The following is a 17062-nucleotide window of genomic DNA, read 5'->3' as shown; positions in this document are numbered from 1 at the left end:
AATGTAATGCAAATGAGAAAACTTCTATGCATGCTCGTGCTAATGGTTGCTTTTGTGGGGCAACTGGCGGCACAAACCCGGACCTTAACGGGGCGTGTGACAGATGCGGCAGGCCTGCCTTTGGCCAATGCCTCAGTGATCGTAAAGGGCACCAATATTGGAACCACAACCAATTCGGATGGTGCGTTTTCATTTAGTGTTCCCGCTAATGCCAAGACCCTCGTTATCTCTGCAGTTGGTTATGGCGACAAGGAAGCTTCAATTGGTTCCAACACTTCCTTCAATGTTCAAATGACTACCCAGGACAGGAACCTGGCTGAAGTAGTAGTGGTTGGTTATGGTACCCAGAAGAAAAAGGAGCTGACCACTTCAGTAGCCCAGGTAAAGGGATCTGACCTGCAGAACCTTCCGGTGCAGGGTCCTGACCAGGCACTGAGGGGTAGGGCTGCGGGTGTGATCGTAACCCAGAGCTCCGGTACTCCCGGTTCTTCCATCAACATCAATATCCGTGGTACTGGTTCTATCAATGCCAGCTCACAGCCATTGTATGTAATTGATGGTATTCCCATTAACATCGGTAACTATTCCCAGATCGGCGTGGGTGGTCAGACACTCAACTCACTGGCCGATATCAACCCCAATGAAATTGAATCTTACGAAGTACTGAAGGACGCTGCGGCTACGGCCATCTATGGTTCCCGTGCTGCCAACGGTGTGGTACTGATCACCACCAAGCGCGGTGGTAACCGTAAGACAAGGGTGAACTTCAACACTTATTATGGTACTTCCCAACCATGGAAGCGCCTGGATGTGGCTACCGGCCCTGAGTATGTAGCCCTGATGCAGGAGTCTGTTGTAAACCGCTTTGGCGCTGGTGTTAAGCCTTCTGCGGTAGGCCTGGTAGGTTTGGATAATGATCCCAGCACCTATCCCAGCACCAACTGGCAGGATGAGATCTTCCAGACCGGAACCGTTCAGTCTTATGACCTTAACCTCCAGGGTGGAAACGAGAATACCAAGTTCTTTGTTTCCGGTTCTTATTTCGACCAGAAAGGTATTGTGATCAATTCCGACTTCAAGCGTTACAACTTCCGTATCAACCTGGATAACAACTTGTCCAAGAAGGTTAAGATCGGAACCAGTATTGGTTTGAGCCGTTCCGTGAGCAACCGTATCCAGAACGATAACAACATCTACGGTGTTGTGAGTACAGCCATCCTGCTGGCTTCCCATATTCCTGCATTCAACCCCAATGGTACGTATGGACGTGACCCTAACGCCTCCATCGAGAACCCCATTGCGAACGCCCGTGAGCCATTCTATGATGTACGCAATAACCGTATCCTGGCCAATGCCTTCATGGAGTGGAACATTACTTCCGGCCTTACTTTCAAGACCGTGTTTGGTGCTGACTACCTGAACTTCCGCGAATGGCAGTATATTCCTTCTACCCATATCCAGGGTGCTGGTGTAAGGGGTGACGGTCGTGAAGGTTACACTGAAGACCTGAACCTTACCAACGAGAACATCCTTACCTGGCGTCCGAATATCGGTGATAACCATGACCTGACCCTGACTGGTGTGGCTTCTTTCCAGGAATCAAATTTTGAAAGTGTATTTGCCCAGGCACAAAACTTCCCTGGTGATGGTATCAGGAGGCTGACTGCCGGTTCCCAAAGGATCTCAGCAACCTCCAATGGTTCTTCCTATGGTATTGCCGGTTACCTCGCCCGCGCCATTTATGGTTTCAAAGGCAGGTACCTGCTTACCGCCAGTGTGCGTCGTGATGGTGTTTCCCGCTTCGGTGCCGATAAGCGTTGGGGTACCTTCCCGGCCTTCTCTGCTGCCTGGAGGGTGAGTGAAGAGAATTTCCTGAAGAACAGCAACCTGATCAGCGACCTGAAGCTGAGGGGTAGCTGGGGTCTTGCTGGTAACTCCTCTATCGGTGACTTCGCTTCCTTGCCACTGGTGGGTGCCGGTGCCAACTTCGCACAGGCTGCCGGTCTGGCTCCTTCCCAGTTGGGTAACCCTAACCTGGGTTGGGAAAACTCCGAGCAGACCAACTTCGGTATCGATCTTGGTTTGTGGAACAACAGGGTGAACCTGACTGCTGATTACTATATCCGCAAGACCAATGACCTGCTGCTGGCCCGTCCGCTGGTAGGTGCTTCCGGTTTCACTACCATCAATGAGAACATTGGTGAGTTGGAGAACAAGGGTCTGGAACTGGCCCTGAATGCCACTCCCATCGCCAACAAGGACTTCCGTTGGAATACCACCTTCAACATCACTTTCCCCCAGAACAGGGTAGTTAGGTTGGCCGGTACTCCGTTCGCTTCCGGCTTCGCCAGCTGGGTACAGGAGGGAGAAGACCTGGGTGCTTTCCGTGGATTCGTAGTGAAGGGTATCTTCCAGACACAGCAGGAGATCGCCAGCGCCCCTGTGCAAACAGCGCTTACCCGTCCTGGTGATATCCAGTTCGAAGACCTGGATGGTGATGGCCGTATCACTACCAACGACCAGCGTATCATTGGTAGCGCCGTTCCTGATTTCTTCGGTGGTTTCATCAACGACATCAGCTACAAGGGTTTCAGCCTGAACTTCTTCCTGCAGTTTGTGTCAGGAAACGAGATCTATAACAACACCCGTGCTTTCGGTGAAGGTATGAACAGCGTGTTTGGTTCACTGGGATCAGTAAGGAACCGTTGGACTCCTGATAAGGGAACCAGCGCCACCCTGCCCCGTGCAGTGATCACTGACCCCAATAACAACAGGCGTACCTCTAACCGTTGGCTGGAAGATGGTTCCTTCATGAGGTTGAAGAACATCGTATTGTCCTATTCACTGCCCAGGAGCGTAATCGAAAGGATCAAGCTGAATACAGCACGCATCTTTGTTCAGGCAGAGAACCTGTACACCTGGACCAATTATTCCGGTTTCGATCCTGAAGTTTCTACCTTCAGTATCACCAACACCGCCCCTGGTACAGACTTCCTGACCTATCCCCAGGCTAGGACCATCACCTTTGGTTTAAACCTCAGTTTCTAAGCACAAAAAATGACGATCATGAAAAAAACGAATATAGCTATACTGGTTGCAGCGATGCTCGGACTGGGGTCCTGCACCAAGGTATTGGAACAAGAGCCCCAGGGAGCCCTGGATGCTACCACGGCCTTCACTACCAGGACAGGTGTGGAAGCCGGCCTGAGGGGTACTTATGATATCCTCCAGAGTGGTAACTATTATGGACTGCGCTACCAGGCATTGACCGATATGAGCGCCGACAATATCATCCATACCGGTACCTTCCCTAGTTTCGCGCAGATCTTCACCAGGCAGATCCTGGCTGATAATGCCGAAACAACGAACATGTGGAATACCATCTACAATGGTATCAACCGCGCCAACAACATCATCGTGTCTGCAGAGACCATTGAAGATCCCGCTTTCAACAAGGCCCAGGCCATTGGTGAAGCAAGGTTCCTCCGTGCGCTCATGTATTTTGACCTGTTGAGGGTGTTTGGTGGTTCACCTGATGGTTACGGAAAGGCCAACGGTCAGGGACTTCCCTTGTACCTGGTTCCCACATTGACCCCTGCGGATGCTGCACCAAAGGCTAAAGCCACTGAATCAGAAGTTTGGGCTGCCATCAAGGCCGACCTGGACGCTGCGATTGCCAGCCTTCCGGCCAGCAACTCCATTGGTAGGGCTTCATTGCCTGCCGCTAATGCGCTCAAGGCAAGGGTACACCTTTACCTTGGTGAGTGGGATGCTGCTGAAACAGCCGCTACTGCCGTTCTTACCGGATTGGGTGTAAGCGCCAGTGCAACAGGTGGCCTCGCTGCAGATTATTCTTCACTCTGGCTGAGCAAGAACGTTAAGCCTGAAAGCATCCTGGAATTGCCTTTCTATCCCGATGATGCCAACTCCATCGCCTTCTTCTACTATCCCGGTAGCCTGGGTGGAAGGAATGAGATCACTTCATCTACCAGCCTGAGGGATGCGCATCCTGATGGTGACCTGCGTAAGGGGGTGAACTACACTGTTGCAGCGCCTGGTATTCCTGCTAATAAGACAAGGAAAGCCTCCCGTATCTCCGGTGATGATAACGTGATCGTTATCCGCCTGGCAGAACTGTGGTTGATCAGGGCTGAAGCCCGTGCCCGCAAGGCTACCCCGGACCTGGAGAATGCACTGAAGGACCTGAATATCGTACGTAAGCGTGCAGGCCTGGCTGACTTTACCGCAACTACAGTAGATGCTTTCCTGACTCAACTGGAAATCGAACGTCGTCTTGAATTCGCGCATGAGGGTCACCGTTGGTTCGACCTGCGTCGCTGGAACAAGCTTGGTTTGACTGAAGCATTCCGCGCACTGTGGCCTATTCCATTGCGTGAAGTGCAAACCAGTGGCGGTATCATTGCCCAGAACCCTGGTTACTAATTCCACTTTCCAACCAATAACAAAAAGCTGCCCAATTGGGCAGCTTTTTTCATTTCAGGAGAATATGTTATTGGACGTTATGACCGGTTCATTCGGGATGGTAGATGCGGGCAGCCTGTTGGTACACTTCTTCCCTTTTCAGGGTCATGGGTTTGGTCTTCTGCTGGACGAAAAGTTCCATCTGGTCTGCATAGTGCGGACTGTTTTTCTTGTTGGAGGCGCCATAGCAATTGATGGACTCAATGATGGGACCTTCGCTGGTAAACCGCACCAGTTCTATATAGGATTCGCCTTGCCTTCCCTTTACCTTCCCATCTTTCCAGTTGGTGGATTCCATGGAAGCAATGACATCTGGCAGGCCTGGCAATGGAATGGCCTTATCTCCCCTCACCAAATGCTGGTATTCGCCCAGACTGACGATCCTGCCATTGAAGTATTTATCGAGATAGGCCTTTACGGCCCTCATTACTTCAAGGGCTGTTTCCTTGTCCATATTCCTGAACTCTGTCCTGCCTGCATTTAACTGCTCCGTAACATAGTAGTAAGCAATGGAGAAGATGGCCGCACCCTTGCTTTCTGCAACAGCTTTCCTGTCCCACTGTTGCAAGGTGTTGATGATTTCCGCAAGTTCAGGGTAGTTGGAAGCTTCCAATGCAAAGAGGGCTTCGGACTTTGTTGGATAAGCCAGGGCTTGGGGTAATTGCTGGTCGTATTTGATGTTTTTGAATTGCTCATAATCCAGTTTGCTGACCGGCTGGATCAATTGCTGGAACCGGATGCTCCTGTTGTTATTGTGCACTTCGTAGCCCATGGTGGTATCAAACAACCGCGCATTGAGGTTATCCGCAGGAGCCGAACAAATAAAAGGGGAGTGGTTGCTGTTGTACAGGTATCCTGATGTCGGATTCAATAACTGGGGCAGGGCATTCAAGGGTTGGTAATTTGTCCAGAGTGTTTTGCGCGTATTGCCGGGAACTGTTGTTTTCCAGTTAAAGGCAGGATCACGGACAGGTAGTACCGCGTTGCTGAGGTAGTAGATAGTATCGTACCTATCGCCATAAACAATATTGTAGCCCGGAATGGCCTGCATCGCCAGTGCTTCCATGAAGGATGTAAAGTTGCTTGCCTTATTCATCCTGTACCATTGTTCCAGGGCGCGGATATCAAACAATGCGGAAGTTCTGAAAGCAAATGTTCCCTCTTTTGTGATGATGGCAGGACCATAGATGCTCCAGTATATTTTTCGTTTAATGGTCAACGGTAGTCCAGCGATCTTCACCTTCAGCCTGGCCTTCCTTGTTTCCAGTGGCAGCCATTCCCCGTCCACCTTGTATTGTCCAGGTTGGGCAGGATCTGTTTCCAGCTGGTAGATATCGAGCTTGTCCGGATTGTTGACCGTATGGGCCCAGCCCAGGTATTCATTGCAACCATGCAATACTACCGGGGCGCCGGGAAACAAGGCGCCGAGCATGTTCCAGCCTTCGTTGCTATTGAGGTGGGCTTCGTACCAGCTGACCGGTCCCTCAAGTGGTTGGTGTGAATTGATGTTGAGGTACACCTGCCCATCGGCGGTGATCCTTGAATTGAATGCATAGGCATTGGAGCCGCCCGGTTTCAGGGTATTCAGTGGCCTGGCTGCCTTACCGCTCATGATGCGTTGGATGGCTTCATCGGCGCCATTGGAAACGCATAGCTGCAATACGGAATAAGCCAGCATGTCCTTGGGACCAAGGGGAAAGAGTTTTTTCACTAATACCTCTTTGGGATGTTTGGCCGCATAGGCATTTATCCCATCCGCATAACCTTGCAGCAGGGCCTTGAAAGCAGTGGAGAGGTCGGTATCGTATTTAGCTTCTACCAGGTCCCTTGCCCTCAGCAGTTGCATCACATAATCCACTTTCGCGCCTTCCTTGCCCCTGGCCAGTCCAAGCATTTGCTTACCGGCGAGAAAGCCCAGCTGGATGGTTTCAAAATCATCTTCCGCATGTGCCCATGCCAGTCCATAAGCTGTTCCGGCATCGGTTGGTGCATAGATATGGGGGACGCCCCATTTATCGCGGACGATGTCAATGGTGCGAGGATCTAAGGTTTGGCAGAATGACTGTATGCCCAATGTGAACAGTACAGCAGTGAAAATGGATTTCAGGGTTACAGAAGAGCTCGTTCTTGCCATATGGCCAAATGATTTATTGAATGTATTATACCTACAGGTTAGCTTTGCTTAACATTACAATTTATGAAAAGCATCCTGATCGTAGATGATGAGTTGAAGCTTCGGCAGTTGTATTCCCGGGTCATTGGCATGGAAGGCTACCAGGTATTGGAAGCAGGTAACTGTAAGGAAGCAATGAAGGTGTTGGGGGGTCATGGAGAGATCAGGGTTATCCTGACCGATGTAAAGTTACCAGATGGAAATGGCATTGACCTGGTTCCGGTCATCAGGGAAAAATTCCCGAATGCAGTTGTAATAGTAATGACTGCCTATGCCACTATTGCCGATGGTGTGGAAGCCATGCGTCGCGGAGCATTCGATTACCTGGTGAAAGGGGATGATAACGATAAACTGATACCTGTGCTGGCCAGGGCATTTGCTTTTGCCGAGTTGAGCAGTAAGGTGGAGCAATTGGAAAAGAAGATCGGGGAGCCTTACCATTTTGACCAGATCATTGGCGATTCACCCGCGATCAAGGAAGCTAAACAGCTAGCCCGGAAAGTCGCGCCAACCGAGGCTACCGTATTGCTGCAGGGTGAAACAGGAGTTGGGAAAGAATTGTTTGCCCAGGCCATTCATTATGCCAGCAGCCGGTCAAAGGGAAATTTTGTGGCCATTAATTGCAGCGCCTTCCCCGCCGACCTTCTGGAAAGTGAATTGTTCGGGTATGCAAAGGGTGCATTTACTGGTGCGGACAAGGATAAAAAGGGGCTTTTCCAGGAAGCCCATGGTGGAACCCTGTTCCTGGATGAGATTGGGGAAATGCCGATGTCCCTGCAAGCCAAATTGCTAAGGGTTTTGGAAACCATGGAGTTCAACCGGCTGGGGGATAGCAAGCCGACCAAGGTGGATATAAGGATCATTGCCGCTACCAACAGGAGTTTGAACAGGCCGGAGGATACCCTCAATTTCAGACCAGACCTGTATTTCAGGATATCAGCATTTACGATCCAAATCCCTTCCCTTAGGGATCGGCTTTCCGATATTGAAATGCTGGCCAACCAATTCTTAACCAGGTACAATAAGGCCAATAGGAAGAAGATCCGTTCCATCAGCAAGGATGCACTGGATTGCCTCCGGTCCTATAGCTGGCGGGGGAATGTCAGGGAGCTAAAGAATATAATTGAACGCGCTGTTATCCTATGCGAAGAGGATTCATTAACTATTAACGACCTTCCAGCTGACCTGAAAGAAGCTGCTGCTGATGCAAGAGAATCGTATAGTCTGGCGAATATGGAAAAACTGCATATCCGTAAGGTGCTCTCGCTTGTAAAAGGAAACAAAACAAGGGCTGCGGAATTATTGGGTATCGGCATTGCTACCTTGTACCGTAAGATCGAAGAATACGGACTGTAGCAGTTGTGATTTCCTACCAGTTTGATAAAGGACCCTTTCAAAATGAAAGGGTTTTTCATTTTAGGAATCTCCATCCTTCTTTCGATGAATCCTTTCAAACCCTTTTCCATATTGATTTTGAAAGGATATATGACCATTGCTTGAAACCATTGGCGCTGGATTTGAAGCATTCTATGCAAAATCTATTTCATGAGCAAGCATGTTCCCCTGAAGCATGTTGAGGTAAGGCCTTACCATGTATTCCTTATGACAGTAGCCCTGCTGTTTACTACCGGATTGTTGTACCGTTTCTTAAATCAATACCTATGATCACCATTATCCTGTTCCTGCTGGCGCTTTTGGGTTTTTGGCTGCTTTTCAAATCTGTGGATTGGTTTGAAAGCATTTGACCGACAAGTATTTAAAATCACCAATTATGATCATCCTGTTTATAGTGGCTATACTGGTATTCTTTTATATGTGTTATGCCCTGGTAAAGCCTGAAAAATTTTAGTTGACCCGCTTCCCGTTTCCTGGAATGCCTGATCTGATGGATCCGGATGGAAAGTTCCGAATCTTAACTTTTAAATGAACGATATATGAATACTGAGGTTTTGGGAGTCATTTCCATATTTCTCCTGACCATTTTGCTCTCCATACCACTGGGAAGGTATATAGCCAGGGTATTTATTGGTGAGCGGACCATGCTTGATCCTGTTCTATCAGCTGTTGAACGACTTATTTACCGGACAGCAGGGATTGACCCGAAGCAAGGGATGACCTGGAAGCAGCACCTGGTTGCAATGCTGACCATCAATTTGGTGTGGTTCCTTTTAGCCATGGTGATCCTGATGAACCAGCAATACCTGCCTTTGAATCCGGATGGCAATCCCAATATGACACCTGACCTGGCCTTTAATACGGCCATCTCCTTCCTGGTGAATTGCAACCTGCAGCACTATAGTGGGGAAACCGGTGTCAGTTATTTTTCGCAGGTCTTTGCTTTGATGTTCCTTCAATTTGTTTCCGCCGGCACAGGGGTAGCAGTTGCCGCTGTGGTGATCAATGGATTGAAGGAACGCACCACAGAGCAGTTGGGAAATTTTTACCGGTACTTCCTATTGAGTTGTACCAGGATCCTTCTCCCCCTTAGCATAATAATAGCCAGTATGCTGGCTTTTTCCGGAAGCCCGATGACATTCAAGGGGAAGGAGTCGTTGGTTACCCTGCAGGGCGATACAGTTGAGGTGAGCAGGGGACCCGTTGCGGCTTTCGTTGCCATCAAACATCTCGGAACAAATGGTGGAGGGTTCTTCGGGGCCAATTCTGCACACCCCCTGGAGAATCCCAGCTACCTGACCAATGCCATTCAACTGATCGCACAGGTGATCATTCCCATCGCATTGGTCTTTGCAATGGGTTATTGGTTAAAGAAGCGCAAACTGGCATTAGTGATTCTCGGGGTCATGACTGTCGGTTTCCTGGCACTGGTCATTCCGACCATTGTTGCAGAAGCAAAGGGGAATCCAGCTATTGCAAGGATGGGTATTGATTGTTCGTCCGGGGCGATGGAAGGTAAGGAGACCAGGTTTGGTCCTGTTGTTTCCGCTTACTGGAGTATTGCCACTACTGTGATCTCCACCGGATCGGTCAACTCCATGCATGATAGTTCCATGCCCCTCTCGGGAATGAACCAGATGCTGGGTATGATGGTCAATTCCTTCTACGGAGGATGCGGGGTTGGGCTGCTCAACTTTTTTGTCTACCTCATCATCGCTGTCTTCATCAGTGGCTTAATGGTTGGCCGCACACCGGAATTTTTGGGAAAGAAGGTAGAAGCAAGGGAGATGAAGATCGCCATGATCATTGCTTTGTTGCATCCCCTGCTCATCCTTGCCGGAACTGCCATTGCCAGTTATTGCGCCGCTCATGTTTCCGATATGGGTTGGTGGTTTGCTGATACTTCCGGAAAAGGGCAGGCGGCCTCCAACTGGTTGAATAATCCTGGTTACCATGGGTTCAGTGAGATGCTCTATGAATACACTTCCGCTGCAGCCAACAATGGCAGTGGGTTGGAAGGCCTGGGCGATAACAACCCATTCTGGAATATATCCACAGGGATAATACTGCTGTTGTCAAGGTTCCTGCCGATCATCGGTCCGGTGGCCATTGCCGGGTTGCTGGCGAAGAAGAAGTACATCCCCGAGAGTGCTGGCACACTGAAGGCTGATACCCTCACCTTTGGATTGATGATCCTCTGCGTAAAACTGATCATTGCCGCACTGGCCTTCTTCCCTTCCCTGGCCCTGGGCCCGATCGCAGAGTATTTCAGTATACAGTAATAACCGGGAAAGATCATTTTTTTCGTAAAGCCTTTTAAAAGAATTGAAATGTCAATACATCCAAGAAGCGGTACCAGTTTATTTGCATCCAAACTGCTGAAGCAAGCAGTCAGGCAGGCTTTTGTAAAACTGGATCCAAGGGTCCAGTTCCGTAATCCTGTTATGTTCACGGTGGAAATAGGGACCATGGTGATGGCCTTTGTTTGCGCATGGGTCCTTGCCGGTGAACGATCACAGGGAAGCTTCACTTACAACTTCATCATTTTTCTTGTACTGTTGTTCACCCTTTTGTTTGCCAATTTCGCAGAAGCCCTTGCTGAAGCGAGGGGTAAGGCGCAGGCCGATAGCCTTCGCAGGACGAGGGAGGATACCCCCGCGAGGAAGATTATCCCGGTGGGGGAGGTTTTCACCAATGAGATCAAGGTAGTGCCTTCCTCCCAACTGATGAAAGGGGATCATTTTATTTGTGAAGCCGGGGACATCATCCCCATAGACGGGGAGATTGTGAAGGGTATCGCTACCGTTGATGAAAGTGCCATCACTGGTGAATCAGCCCCTGTGATCAGGGAGGCAGGTGGCGACAAATCATCCGTAACCGGCGGAACAAAAGTATTGTCGGACAAGATCATTGTAAGGGTGACCACCGAAAGGGGGGAGAGTTTCCTGGATAAAATGATCGCTCTGGTAGAAGGTGCATCACGTCAAAAGACACCTAATGAAATTGCCCTGACCATCCTGTTGGCGGGATTCACCCTTGTATTCATTATTGTTTGTATAACGCTTAAGCCTTTTGCTGACTATTCCCAAACGCCAATACCCATTGCTGCCTACATTGCTTTATTTGTCTGCCTTATTCCCACCACCATTGGGGGCTTGCTGAGTGCGATCGGTATTGCGGGAATGGACAGGGCATTAAGGGCCAATGTGATCACCAAAAGCGGTAAGGCAGTTGAGACCGCCGGGGATGTGGACACCCTGTTATTGGATAAGACCGGTACCATTACCATTGGCAACCGCAAAGCCACCCATTTCTGGCCCGCAGCAGGATGGGATAATGGAAGGTTTATTGAATCCTGTGTGCTGGCCTCACTGGCTGACGATACGCCTGAAGGCAAATCAATCATTGAGTTGGCTGCCGGGCTGGGCGTAGACCGGGTGAGCAAGGAAACAGGGAGTGCCCGTTTTGTTGCCTTCACGGCAGAGACCAGGAGCAGTGGGGTTGACCTGCCCGATGGTACGAAAATCAGGAAAGGGGCTTACGATGCGATCAGGGGCCAGGTGGAGAAAGCCGGTAACCAGATCCCTGCCGATCTCACTGAAAGGGTCAGGACCATTGCCGCCAACGGCGGAACTCCACTTGTGGTGGCGAACAATAACCTGGCGATAGGGGTGATAGAATTACAGGATATCATCAAGCCCGGAATCCAGGAGCGGTTTAGCCGGCTCAGGAAAATGGGCGTGAAAACGGTAATGGTAACAGGGGATAATCCGCTCACGGCAAAATACATCGCTGATAAGGCTGGGGTGGATGATTTCATTGCGGAAGCGAAGCCGGAGGATAAAATGAACTACATCAGGCGAGAGCAGGCAGCTGGTAAGCTGGTGGCCATGATGGGCGACGGCACCAATGATGCCCCGGCCCTGGCACAGGCTGATGTTGGCGTGGCCATGAACAGCGGCACCCAGGCAGCTAAAGAGGCAGGGAATATGGTGGACCTCGACAATGACCCTACGAAACTGATTGAGATCGTTGAGATCGGAAAGCAATTGTTAATGACCAGGGGAACCCTCACTACCTTCTCCATCGCCAATGATGTGGCCAAATACTTCGCTATTGTACCCGCATTATTTATCGTATCCATACCCGCATTACAGGGCTTGAACATCATGCGGCTGCATAGCCCGGAGAGTGCCATCCTCTCCGCAGTGATCTTCAATGCCATCATAATCCCGGTATTGATCCCGCTGGCCTTGAGGGGCGTGGCGTATAAGCCCATCGGGGCATCGGCCCTGCTCAGGAGGAACTTATTGATCTATGGGGTTGGGGGAATCCTTGTCCCGTTTATTGGCATCAAGATCATTGACATGGTCATTGCCAACTGGTTTTAACAGTTAAATCGAAGTACATCATGAAAGAGAATATCATAAAAGCAATAAAATTGACATTCATACTTGTCGTAATTTTCTCAGGAGTTTACACAATGGTCATCTGGGCCATCGCACAGGCAGCACCAGGCAGGGGAGAAGGCCGGAAGGTGTTGATAAATGGAAAGCTGGCAGGATATGCCGGGGTGGGACAAACTTTCACCGCTGATCATTATTTCCAGGGCAGGCCTTCAGCAGTGGACTATAATGCAGCAGGAAGTGCCGGTAGCAACAGTGGACCCTCCAACCCGGATTACCTGAGGCTGGTAGAAAGCAGGATCGATACCTTCCTTGTCCATAACCCTGGTGTAGAACGCTCTTCTGTTCCGGTTGAGCTGGTCACTGCTTCCGGTAGCGGACTGGATCCGGATATTAGTCCTGCAGCAGCCATGGTGCAGGTGGCAAGGGTTGCCAGGCAAAGGAATATGCCAATCGGGAAACTGGAAGCCTTGGTCAGTGAACAAACAAGAGGTCCATTGTTGGGGATTTTCGGGCCTGCTACCATTAATGTTTTGGCGCTGAATCTTGCCCTTGACCAACTGAACCCGGTGGATAGCACAAAATAATCATAGCCGGCAGAGCGAACCCAAAAACAGTTTATTATAACGCCGACCAATAGTCGAATTTTTTTTATGGAGAAGCATAATCATATTTATATACTTAGTTCCTTATTGTTCATTGCACTGGCATTGTTGACCGATCGGTTGCAAGCACAGGAGGAAGTTAAACCTGCGTTTTCAGTGAGTGGTTATGTGGAAGTCTATTATGGTTTTGATTTCAACAAGCCCCTGGATGGGAACAGGCCGGGATTTGTGTACAGCCATAACCGGCATAATGAGGTGAATGTGAACCTCGCTTTCTTAAAGGGAAGTTATACCGCAGAAAAATTCAGGGCCAACCTGGCATTGGCTGCGGGAACCTATATGAATGCCAATTATGCAGCTGAGCCTGGCGTGCTGAAAAACCTGTACGAGGCTAATGTAGGGGTGAAGTTGGGCAGGAAAGCCAATCTGTGGCTGGATGCCGGGATCTTTGCTTCACATATAGGATTTGAAAGTGCCGTCAGTAAGGACTGCTGGGCCCATACGAGAAGTATCATGGCAGATAATTCCCCTTATTATGAAGCCGGGGCAAAACTGACTTTTACGAACCCAAATGAAAAGGTGGTAGTGAGTGCCCTTTTATTGAATGGCTGGCAGCGGGTCAAAAGGGTTGAAGGTAATTCCACACCTGCTTTTGGTACACAATTAACCCTGAAGCCCAATAGCAGGGTAACCTTCAACTGGAGTACCTTTATTGGCAATGATAAACCTGATTCCTTGAGAAGGATGAGGTATTTCAACAACCTCTACGCCATTTACCAGGCTACAGAAAAGTTCGGGTTGACCGCTGGTTTTGACTTTGGTTTTGAGCAGGAAGCTAAGGGTTCATCCGAAATGAATAACTGGTACACACCCGTGCTGATCGCCCGGTTTACACCCAATGACAAGTGGGCTGTTGCAGCAAGGGCCGAGTACTATGATGACGAAAATGGGGTGATCATAGCCACCAATAACGCGGAAGGCTTCAAGACACAGGGTTATTCATTGAGTGTCGGTTACCAGCCTGTTCAGCAAGTGGTATTGCGGGCCGAAGGAAAAGTTTACAAGAGCAAGGGGGATATATTCCAGAGGGGTGATGGCAGTACCACCTCCACCAGCCCATTACTAACCTTTTCAATAGCGGCAACGTTTTGATATGGGAAACAAGAAGCCCGAAGACTGGTTACAGGATATCCTGCAAGAGGAGAAAGGTAAACTGAAGATTTATATAGGCATGAGTGCCGGTGTGGGCAAAACCTACAGGATACTTCAGGAAGCCCATACCTTACTGCGGAATGGAGTCAATATTAAGGTGGGATATGTTGAAACACATAACCGGCAGGAAACTGCTGCCCTCCTGACTGGACTGCCGGTGATCCCGAGAAGGGAGGTTTATTACAAGGGGAAGAAACTGGAAGAACTCGACCTGCAGGCGGTTCTACTCCTGCATCCGGAGGTAGTTATCGTGGATGAATTGGCCCATACCAATATTCCGGGAAGCAAGAATGATAAACGCTGGCAGGATGTGTTGGATATCCTTGATGCAGGTATTGATGTGATCAGCGCAGTGAACATACAGCATATTGAAAGCATCAATGAGGAAGTAAGGCAAATAACAGGGGTGGAAGTGCAGGAAAGGGTTCCGGACTCCATTCTGCAAAGGGCAAATGAAGTAGTCAATATTGACCTGACCGCCGATGAATTGATCACCAGGTTAAAGGAAGGAAAGATCTATGATAAAGAGAAGGTACAACAGGCCCTGAAGCATTTCTTCCAGGCTGAGAAAATCCTGCAGTTGAGGGAGTTGGCCTTAAAGGAAGTGGCCGGGCAGGTTGAACGAAAGGTTGAGTCAGAAGTTACCCGCGACAGGTCATTGCGTCCTGAGCGCTTCCTGGCTTGCATTTCTTCTAACCATGTTACTGCACAGCGGATCATCCGGAAAACTGCTCGCCTCGCGTCCTATTACCAATCCAGGTGGTATGTATTGTATGTACAGACACCAAAGGAAAGTATGGAGAAGATCGCGCTCGACAGACAAAGGCATTTGATCAACAACTTTAAGAACGCTACGGAACTGGGCGCGGAAGTATTGCAGGTGAAGGCTGATAATATTGCAGATGCCATCATCCGGGAAAGCATTGCCAGGGAGGTCACTACCGTTTGCATTGGCAAACCCCATTTGAATATACTCCAGGTGATCATCCGCACCAATGTATTTAACCAGCTATTGCGTACCTTGACCACCAACGATATAGACCTGATAATACTATCATGATAAAACTGAAGGGTAAGCTGATATTGGGTATAGGTTTTTTGTTCTGCCTGATCCTGTTAACAGGTATCATTGCTTCTTTTTACCTGAACAGGATAAGCCATGCCTCTGCCAATATCCTCAAGGATAACTATGAAAGCCTTCAGTTTATGCACGCTTTACAGGCCGGCAAGAACAGGATCGAAAGCGGCGCTGTTCAGGGCTGGCAGGAGTTCGACCAGACATTAAGGTTACAGGAAGCCAACATTACAGAACCCGGCGAGTGGGCATCAACACGTTCCATCAGGAACATGGTGGAAGCTTTAAGGAAGGAGGATAGTATTCCGGCGAAGGATTCCCGGGAATTGGACTCCCTGATCCAGGATGTGATCCGGCTCAATATGCTGGCCATTGAGAAGAAAAACGAAATGGCCAGGAGAACATCGGAGGAGGCCATCAGTATCATTGCCGTTGCCAGTGCTGTTATGTTTGTTGTCGGCTTATCCTTTGCATACAGTTTCCCTTCATTGATCACCGATCCGCTGGAGAAATTTACGGAAGCAGTACAGGCGATATCAGGTAAGCAATATGGCTACAGGATCCATCTGGATAGAAAGGATGAACTGGGGCAATTGGCAACCGCCTTCAATAGAATGGCAGAAAAACTGGATGAGTATGAGCACAGCAACCTGGCTAAACTGATCTTTGAAAAAGAAAGGGCAGAGGCTGTGATCAATAGTTTTAAGGATGCCAGTATTGGAATCGGTGCTGATGGCAAGATCCTTTTTGTAAATAAAGAGGCAAGGCATTTACTCCACCTGGAAGGGCATGATGCAACGGGCAAGCCTGTTGCTGAGGTGATGGCCAATAATGATTTACTGCGGTACCTGGTAAACGGTCAGGACCGGTCGCCTGTAAAAATAGTGGTCGGATCACAGGAGCAGTTTTTCTCCATAGAAGAAATTGAAATTGGTGATGACTCAGGGAAGATCGCAAAAATGATCGTGCTGAAGAACATCACCCCATTCAGGGAGCTTGATGTGGCCAAGACCAATTTTATCGCCACCATTTCCCATGAACTGAAAACCCCGCTCGCTTCCATTGATCTTTCCCTCAAGTTACTGGCTGATAACAGGACAGGGAGTTTGAATGAGGAGCAAATTGACCTGGTGGATAGCATCAAGGAAGATAAGAACCGGTTGGTGCGGATCGTTAGTGAACTATTGGACCTTTCCCAGGTAGAGACCGGCAACATCAGGATCAACCTGGAGCCCGTGTTGGTGAATACGATTTGCGAAAAGGCGATCGGTACAGTGCAAAATGCTGCCCGCGAAAAACAGATCGCCATTCATTACAATAATTCAGGCATTAAAGCGGTGGCAAGGCTTGATGAAGAAAAGACCGTCTGGGTGTTGGTGAACCTCCTGACCAATGCCATCCGCTATTCCCCGCCAGGAAGTACTGTAAATGTTGAGGAGAATGTATCAGGGGATCGTATGATCATTTCAGTTACAGATGAAGGCATAGGTATTGAGATTGAGTACCGGCAAAAGATCTTTGACCGGTATTTCAGGGTGCCTGGACATGGTCCATCCACTGGAACCGGGCTTGGATTGGCCATCAGCAAAGAGTTCATGGAAGCCCAGGGATGTGAGATAAGTGTTGAAAGCGAGGTGGGGAAAGGAAGTAAATTTTCCCTTATCCTTCCCATTCAACCAGCAGCCTGATCCGCCGGGTGCCGCTTATCGGGGTT

11 protein-coding genes are annotated in these 17062 nt (G+C 49.3%); 10 read left to right on the top strand and 1 reads right to left on the bottom strand.

What is annotated here, in order from left to right:
* Window positions 1-12 precede the first annotated feature (12 nt).
* Window positions 13-3048 (top strand): SusC/RagA family TonB-linked outer membrane protein, encoded by a 3036-nt coding sequence (locus KJS94_RS10675; RefSeq protein ID WP_214448773.1) that lies wholly within the window; start codon window positions 13-15, stop codon window positions 3046-3048.
* Window positions 3049-3066: 18 nt separating this feature from the next.
* Complete coding sequence (locus tag KJS94_RS10670) at window positions 3067-4443, top strand: RagB/SusD family nutrient uptake outer membrane protein (protein ID WP_214448774.1); 1377 nt, start codon at window positions 3067-3069, stop codon at window positions 4441-4443.
* An 88-nt stretch (window positions 4444-4531) separates the two neighbouring features.
* On the opposite strand, the gene KJS94_RS10665 is transcribed toward KJS94_RS10670, so the two are convergent.
* A complete protein-coding gene (locus KJS94_RS10665) occupies window positions 4532-6616 on the bottom strand; it encodes a penicillin acylase family protein (RefSeq protein WP_214448775.1) in 2085 nt (694 codons plus the stop codon).
* A 63-nt stretch (window positions 6617-6679) separates the two neighbouring features.
* On the opposite strand from KJS94_RS10665, the gene KJS94_RS10660 reads away from it, so the two are divergent.
* The 8 genes from KJS94_RS10660 to KJS94_RS10630 all read left to right on the top strand — a co-directional run bounded on the left by KJS94_RS10660 (window position 6680) and on the right by KJS94_RS10630 (window position 17036).
* Window positions 6680-8011 (top strand): sigma-54-dependent transcriptional regulator, encoded by a 1332-nt coding sequence (locus tag KJS94_RS10660; RefSeq protein ID WP_214448776.1) that lies wholly within the window; start codon window positions 6680-6682, stop codon window positions 8009-8011.
* A 415-nt stretch (window positions 8012-8426) separates the two neighbouring features.
* Window positions 8427-8504 carry a potassium-transporting ATPase subunit F gene (locus KJS94_RS18245; protein WP_369806996.1) on the top strand — a complete coding sequence of 26 codons (78 nt, stop codon included), beginning with the start codon at window positions 8427-8429 and terminating at the stop codon, window positions 8502-8504.
* Window positions 8505-8589: 85 nt separating this feature from the next.
* Entirely contained in the window at window positions 8590-10332 is a 1743-nt protein-coding gene (gene kdpA / locus KJS94_RS10655; protein ID WP_214448778.1) for a potassium-transporting ATPase subunit KdpA, read from the top strand.
* Window positions 10333-10380: 48 nt separating this feature from the next.
* Entirely contained in the window at window positions 10381-12441 is a 2061-nt protein-coding gene (gene kdpB, locus KJS94_RS10650) for a potassium-transporting ATPase subunit KdpB (protein WP_214448779.1), read from the top strand.
* Window positions 12442-12461: 20 nt separating this feature from the next.
* On the top strand, window positions 12462-13043 hold the full coding sequence (locus KJS94_RS10645; protein ID WP_214448780.1) for a K(+)-transporting ATPase subunit C: 582 nt from the start codon (window positions 12462-12464) through the stop codon (window positions 13041-13043).
* A gap of 66 nt (window positions 13044-13109) precedes the next feature.
* A complete protein-coding gene (locus KJS94_RS10640) occupies window positions 13110-14213 on the top strand; it encodes a porin (protein ID WP_214448781.1) in 1104 nt (367 codons plus the stop codon).
* Between the two features lies 1 nt (window position 14214).
* On the top strand, window positions 14215-15333 hold the full coding sequence (locus KJS94_RS10635; protein WP_214448782.1) for a sensor protein KdpD: 1119 nt from the start codon (window positions 14215-14217) through the stop codon (window positions 15331-15333).
* On the top strand, window positions 15330-17036 hold the full coding sequence (locus KJS94_RS10630; RefSeq protein WP_214448783.1) for a sensor histidine kinase: 1707 nt from the start codon (window positions 15330-15332) through the stop codon (window positions 17034-17036). The genes KJS94_RS10635 and KJS94_RS10630 overlap by 4 nt, the downstream gene beginning before the upstream one ends.
* Window positions 17037-17062: the final 26 nt, after the last annotated feature.

Origin of the sequence: Flavihumibacter rivuli, from assembly GCF_018595685.2 — a bacterium.
In the GTDB taxonomy this organism is placed as follows: domain Bacteria; phylum Bacteroidota; class Bacteroidia; order Chitinophagales; family Chitinophagaceae; genus Flavihumibacter; species Flavihumibacter rivuli.
The sequence above is the reverse complement of the archived record's forward strand: the minus strand, read 5'-3'. Positions and strand labels throughout refer to the sequence as shown.

Coding starts and splice junctions, on each gene's coding strand:
- kdpB (WP_214448779.1), top strand. CDS start 10,381: ATGTCAATACATCCAAGAAGCGGTACCAGTTTATTTGCATCCAAACTG.
- KJS94_RS10675 (WP_214448773.1), top strand. CDS start 13: ATGAGAAAACTTCTATGCATGCTCGTGCTAATGGTTGCTTTTGTGGGG.
- KJS94_RS10635 (WP_214448782.1), top strand. CDS start 14,215: ATGGGAAACAAGAAGCCCGAAGACTGGTTACAGGATATCCTGCAAGAG.
- KJS94_RS10670 (WP_214448774.1), top strand. CDS start 3,067: ATGAAAAAAACGAATATAGCTATACTGGTTGCAGCGATGCTCGGACTG.
- KJS94_RS10640 (WP_214448781.1), top strand. CDS start 13,110: ATGGAGAAGCATAATCATATTTATATACTTAGTTCCTTATTGTTCATT.
- KJS94_RS10660 (WP_214448776.1), top strand. CDS start 6,680: ATGAAAAGCATCCTGATCGTAGATGATGAGTTGAAGCTTCGGCAGTTG.
- KJS94_RS10665 (WP_214448775.1), bottom strand. CDS start 6,616: ATGGCAAGAACGAGCTCTTCTGTAACCCTGAAATCCATTTTCACTGCT.
- kdpA (WP_214448778.1), top strand. CDS start 8,590: ATGAATACTGAGGTTTTGGGAGTCATTTCCATATTTCTCCTGACCATT.
- KJS94_RS10645 (WP_214448780.1), top strand. CDS start 12,462: ATGAAAGAGAATATCATAAAAGCAATAAAATTGACATTCATACTTGTC.
- KJS94_RS18245 (WP_369806996.1), top strand. CDS start 8,427: ATGATCATCCTGTTTATAGTGGCTATACTGGTATTCTTTTATATGTGT.
- KJS94_RS10630 (WP_214448783.1), top strand. CDS start 15,330: ATGATAAAACTGAAGGGTAAGCTGATATTGGGTATAGGTTTTTTGTTC.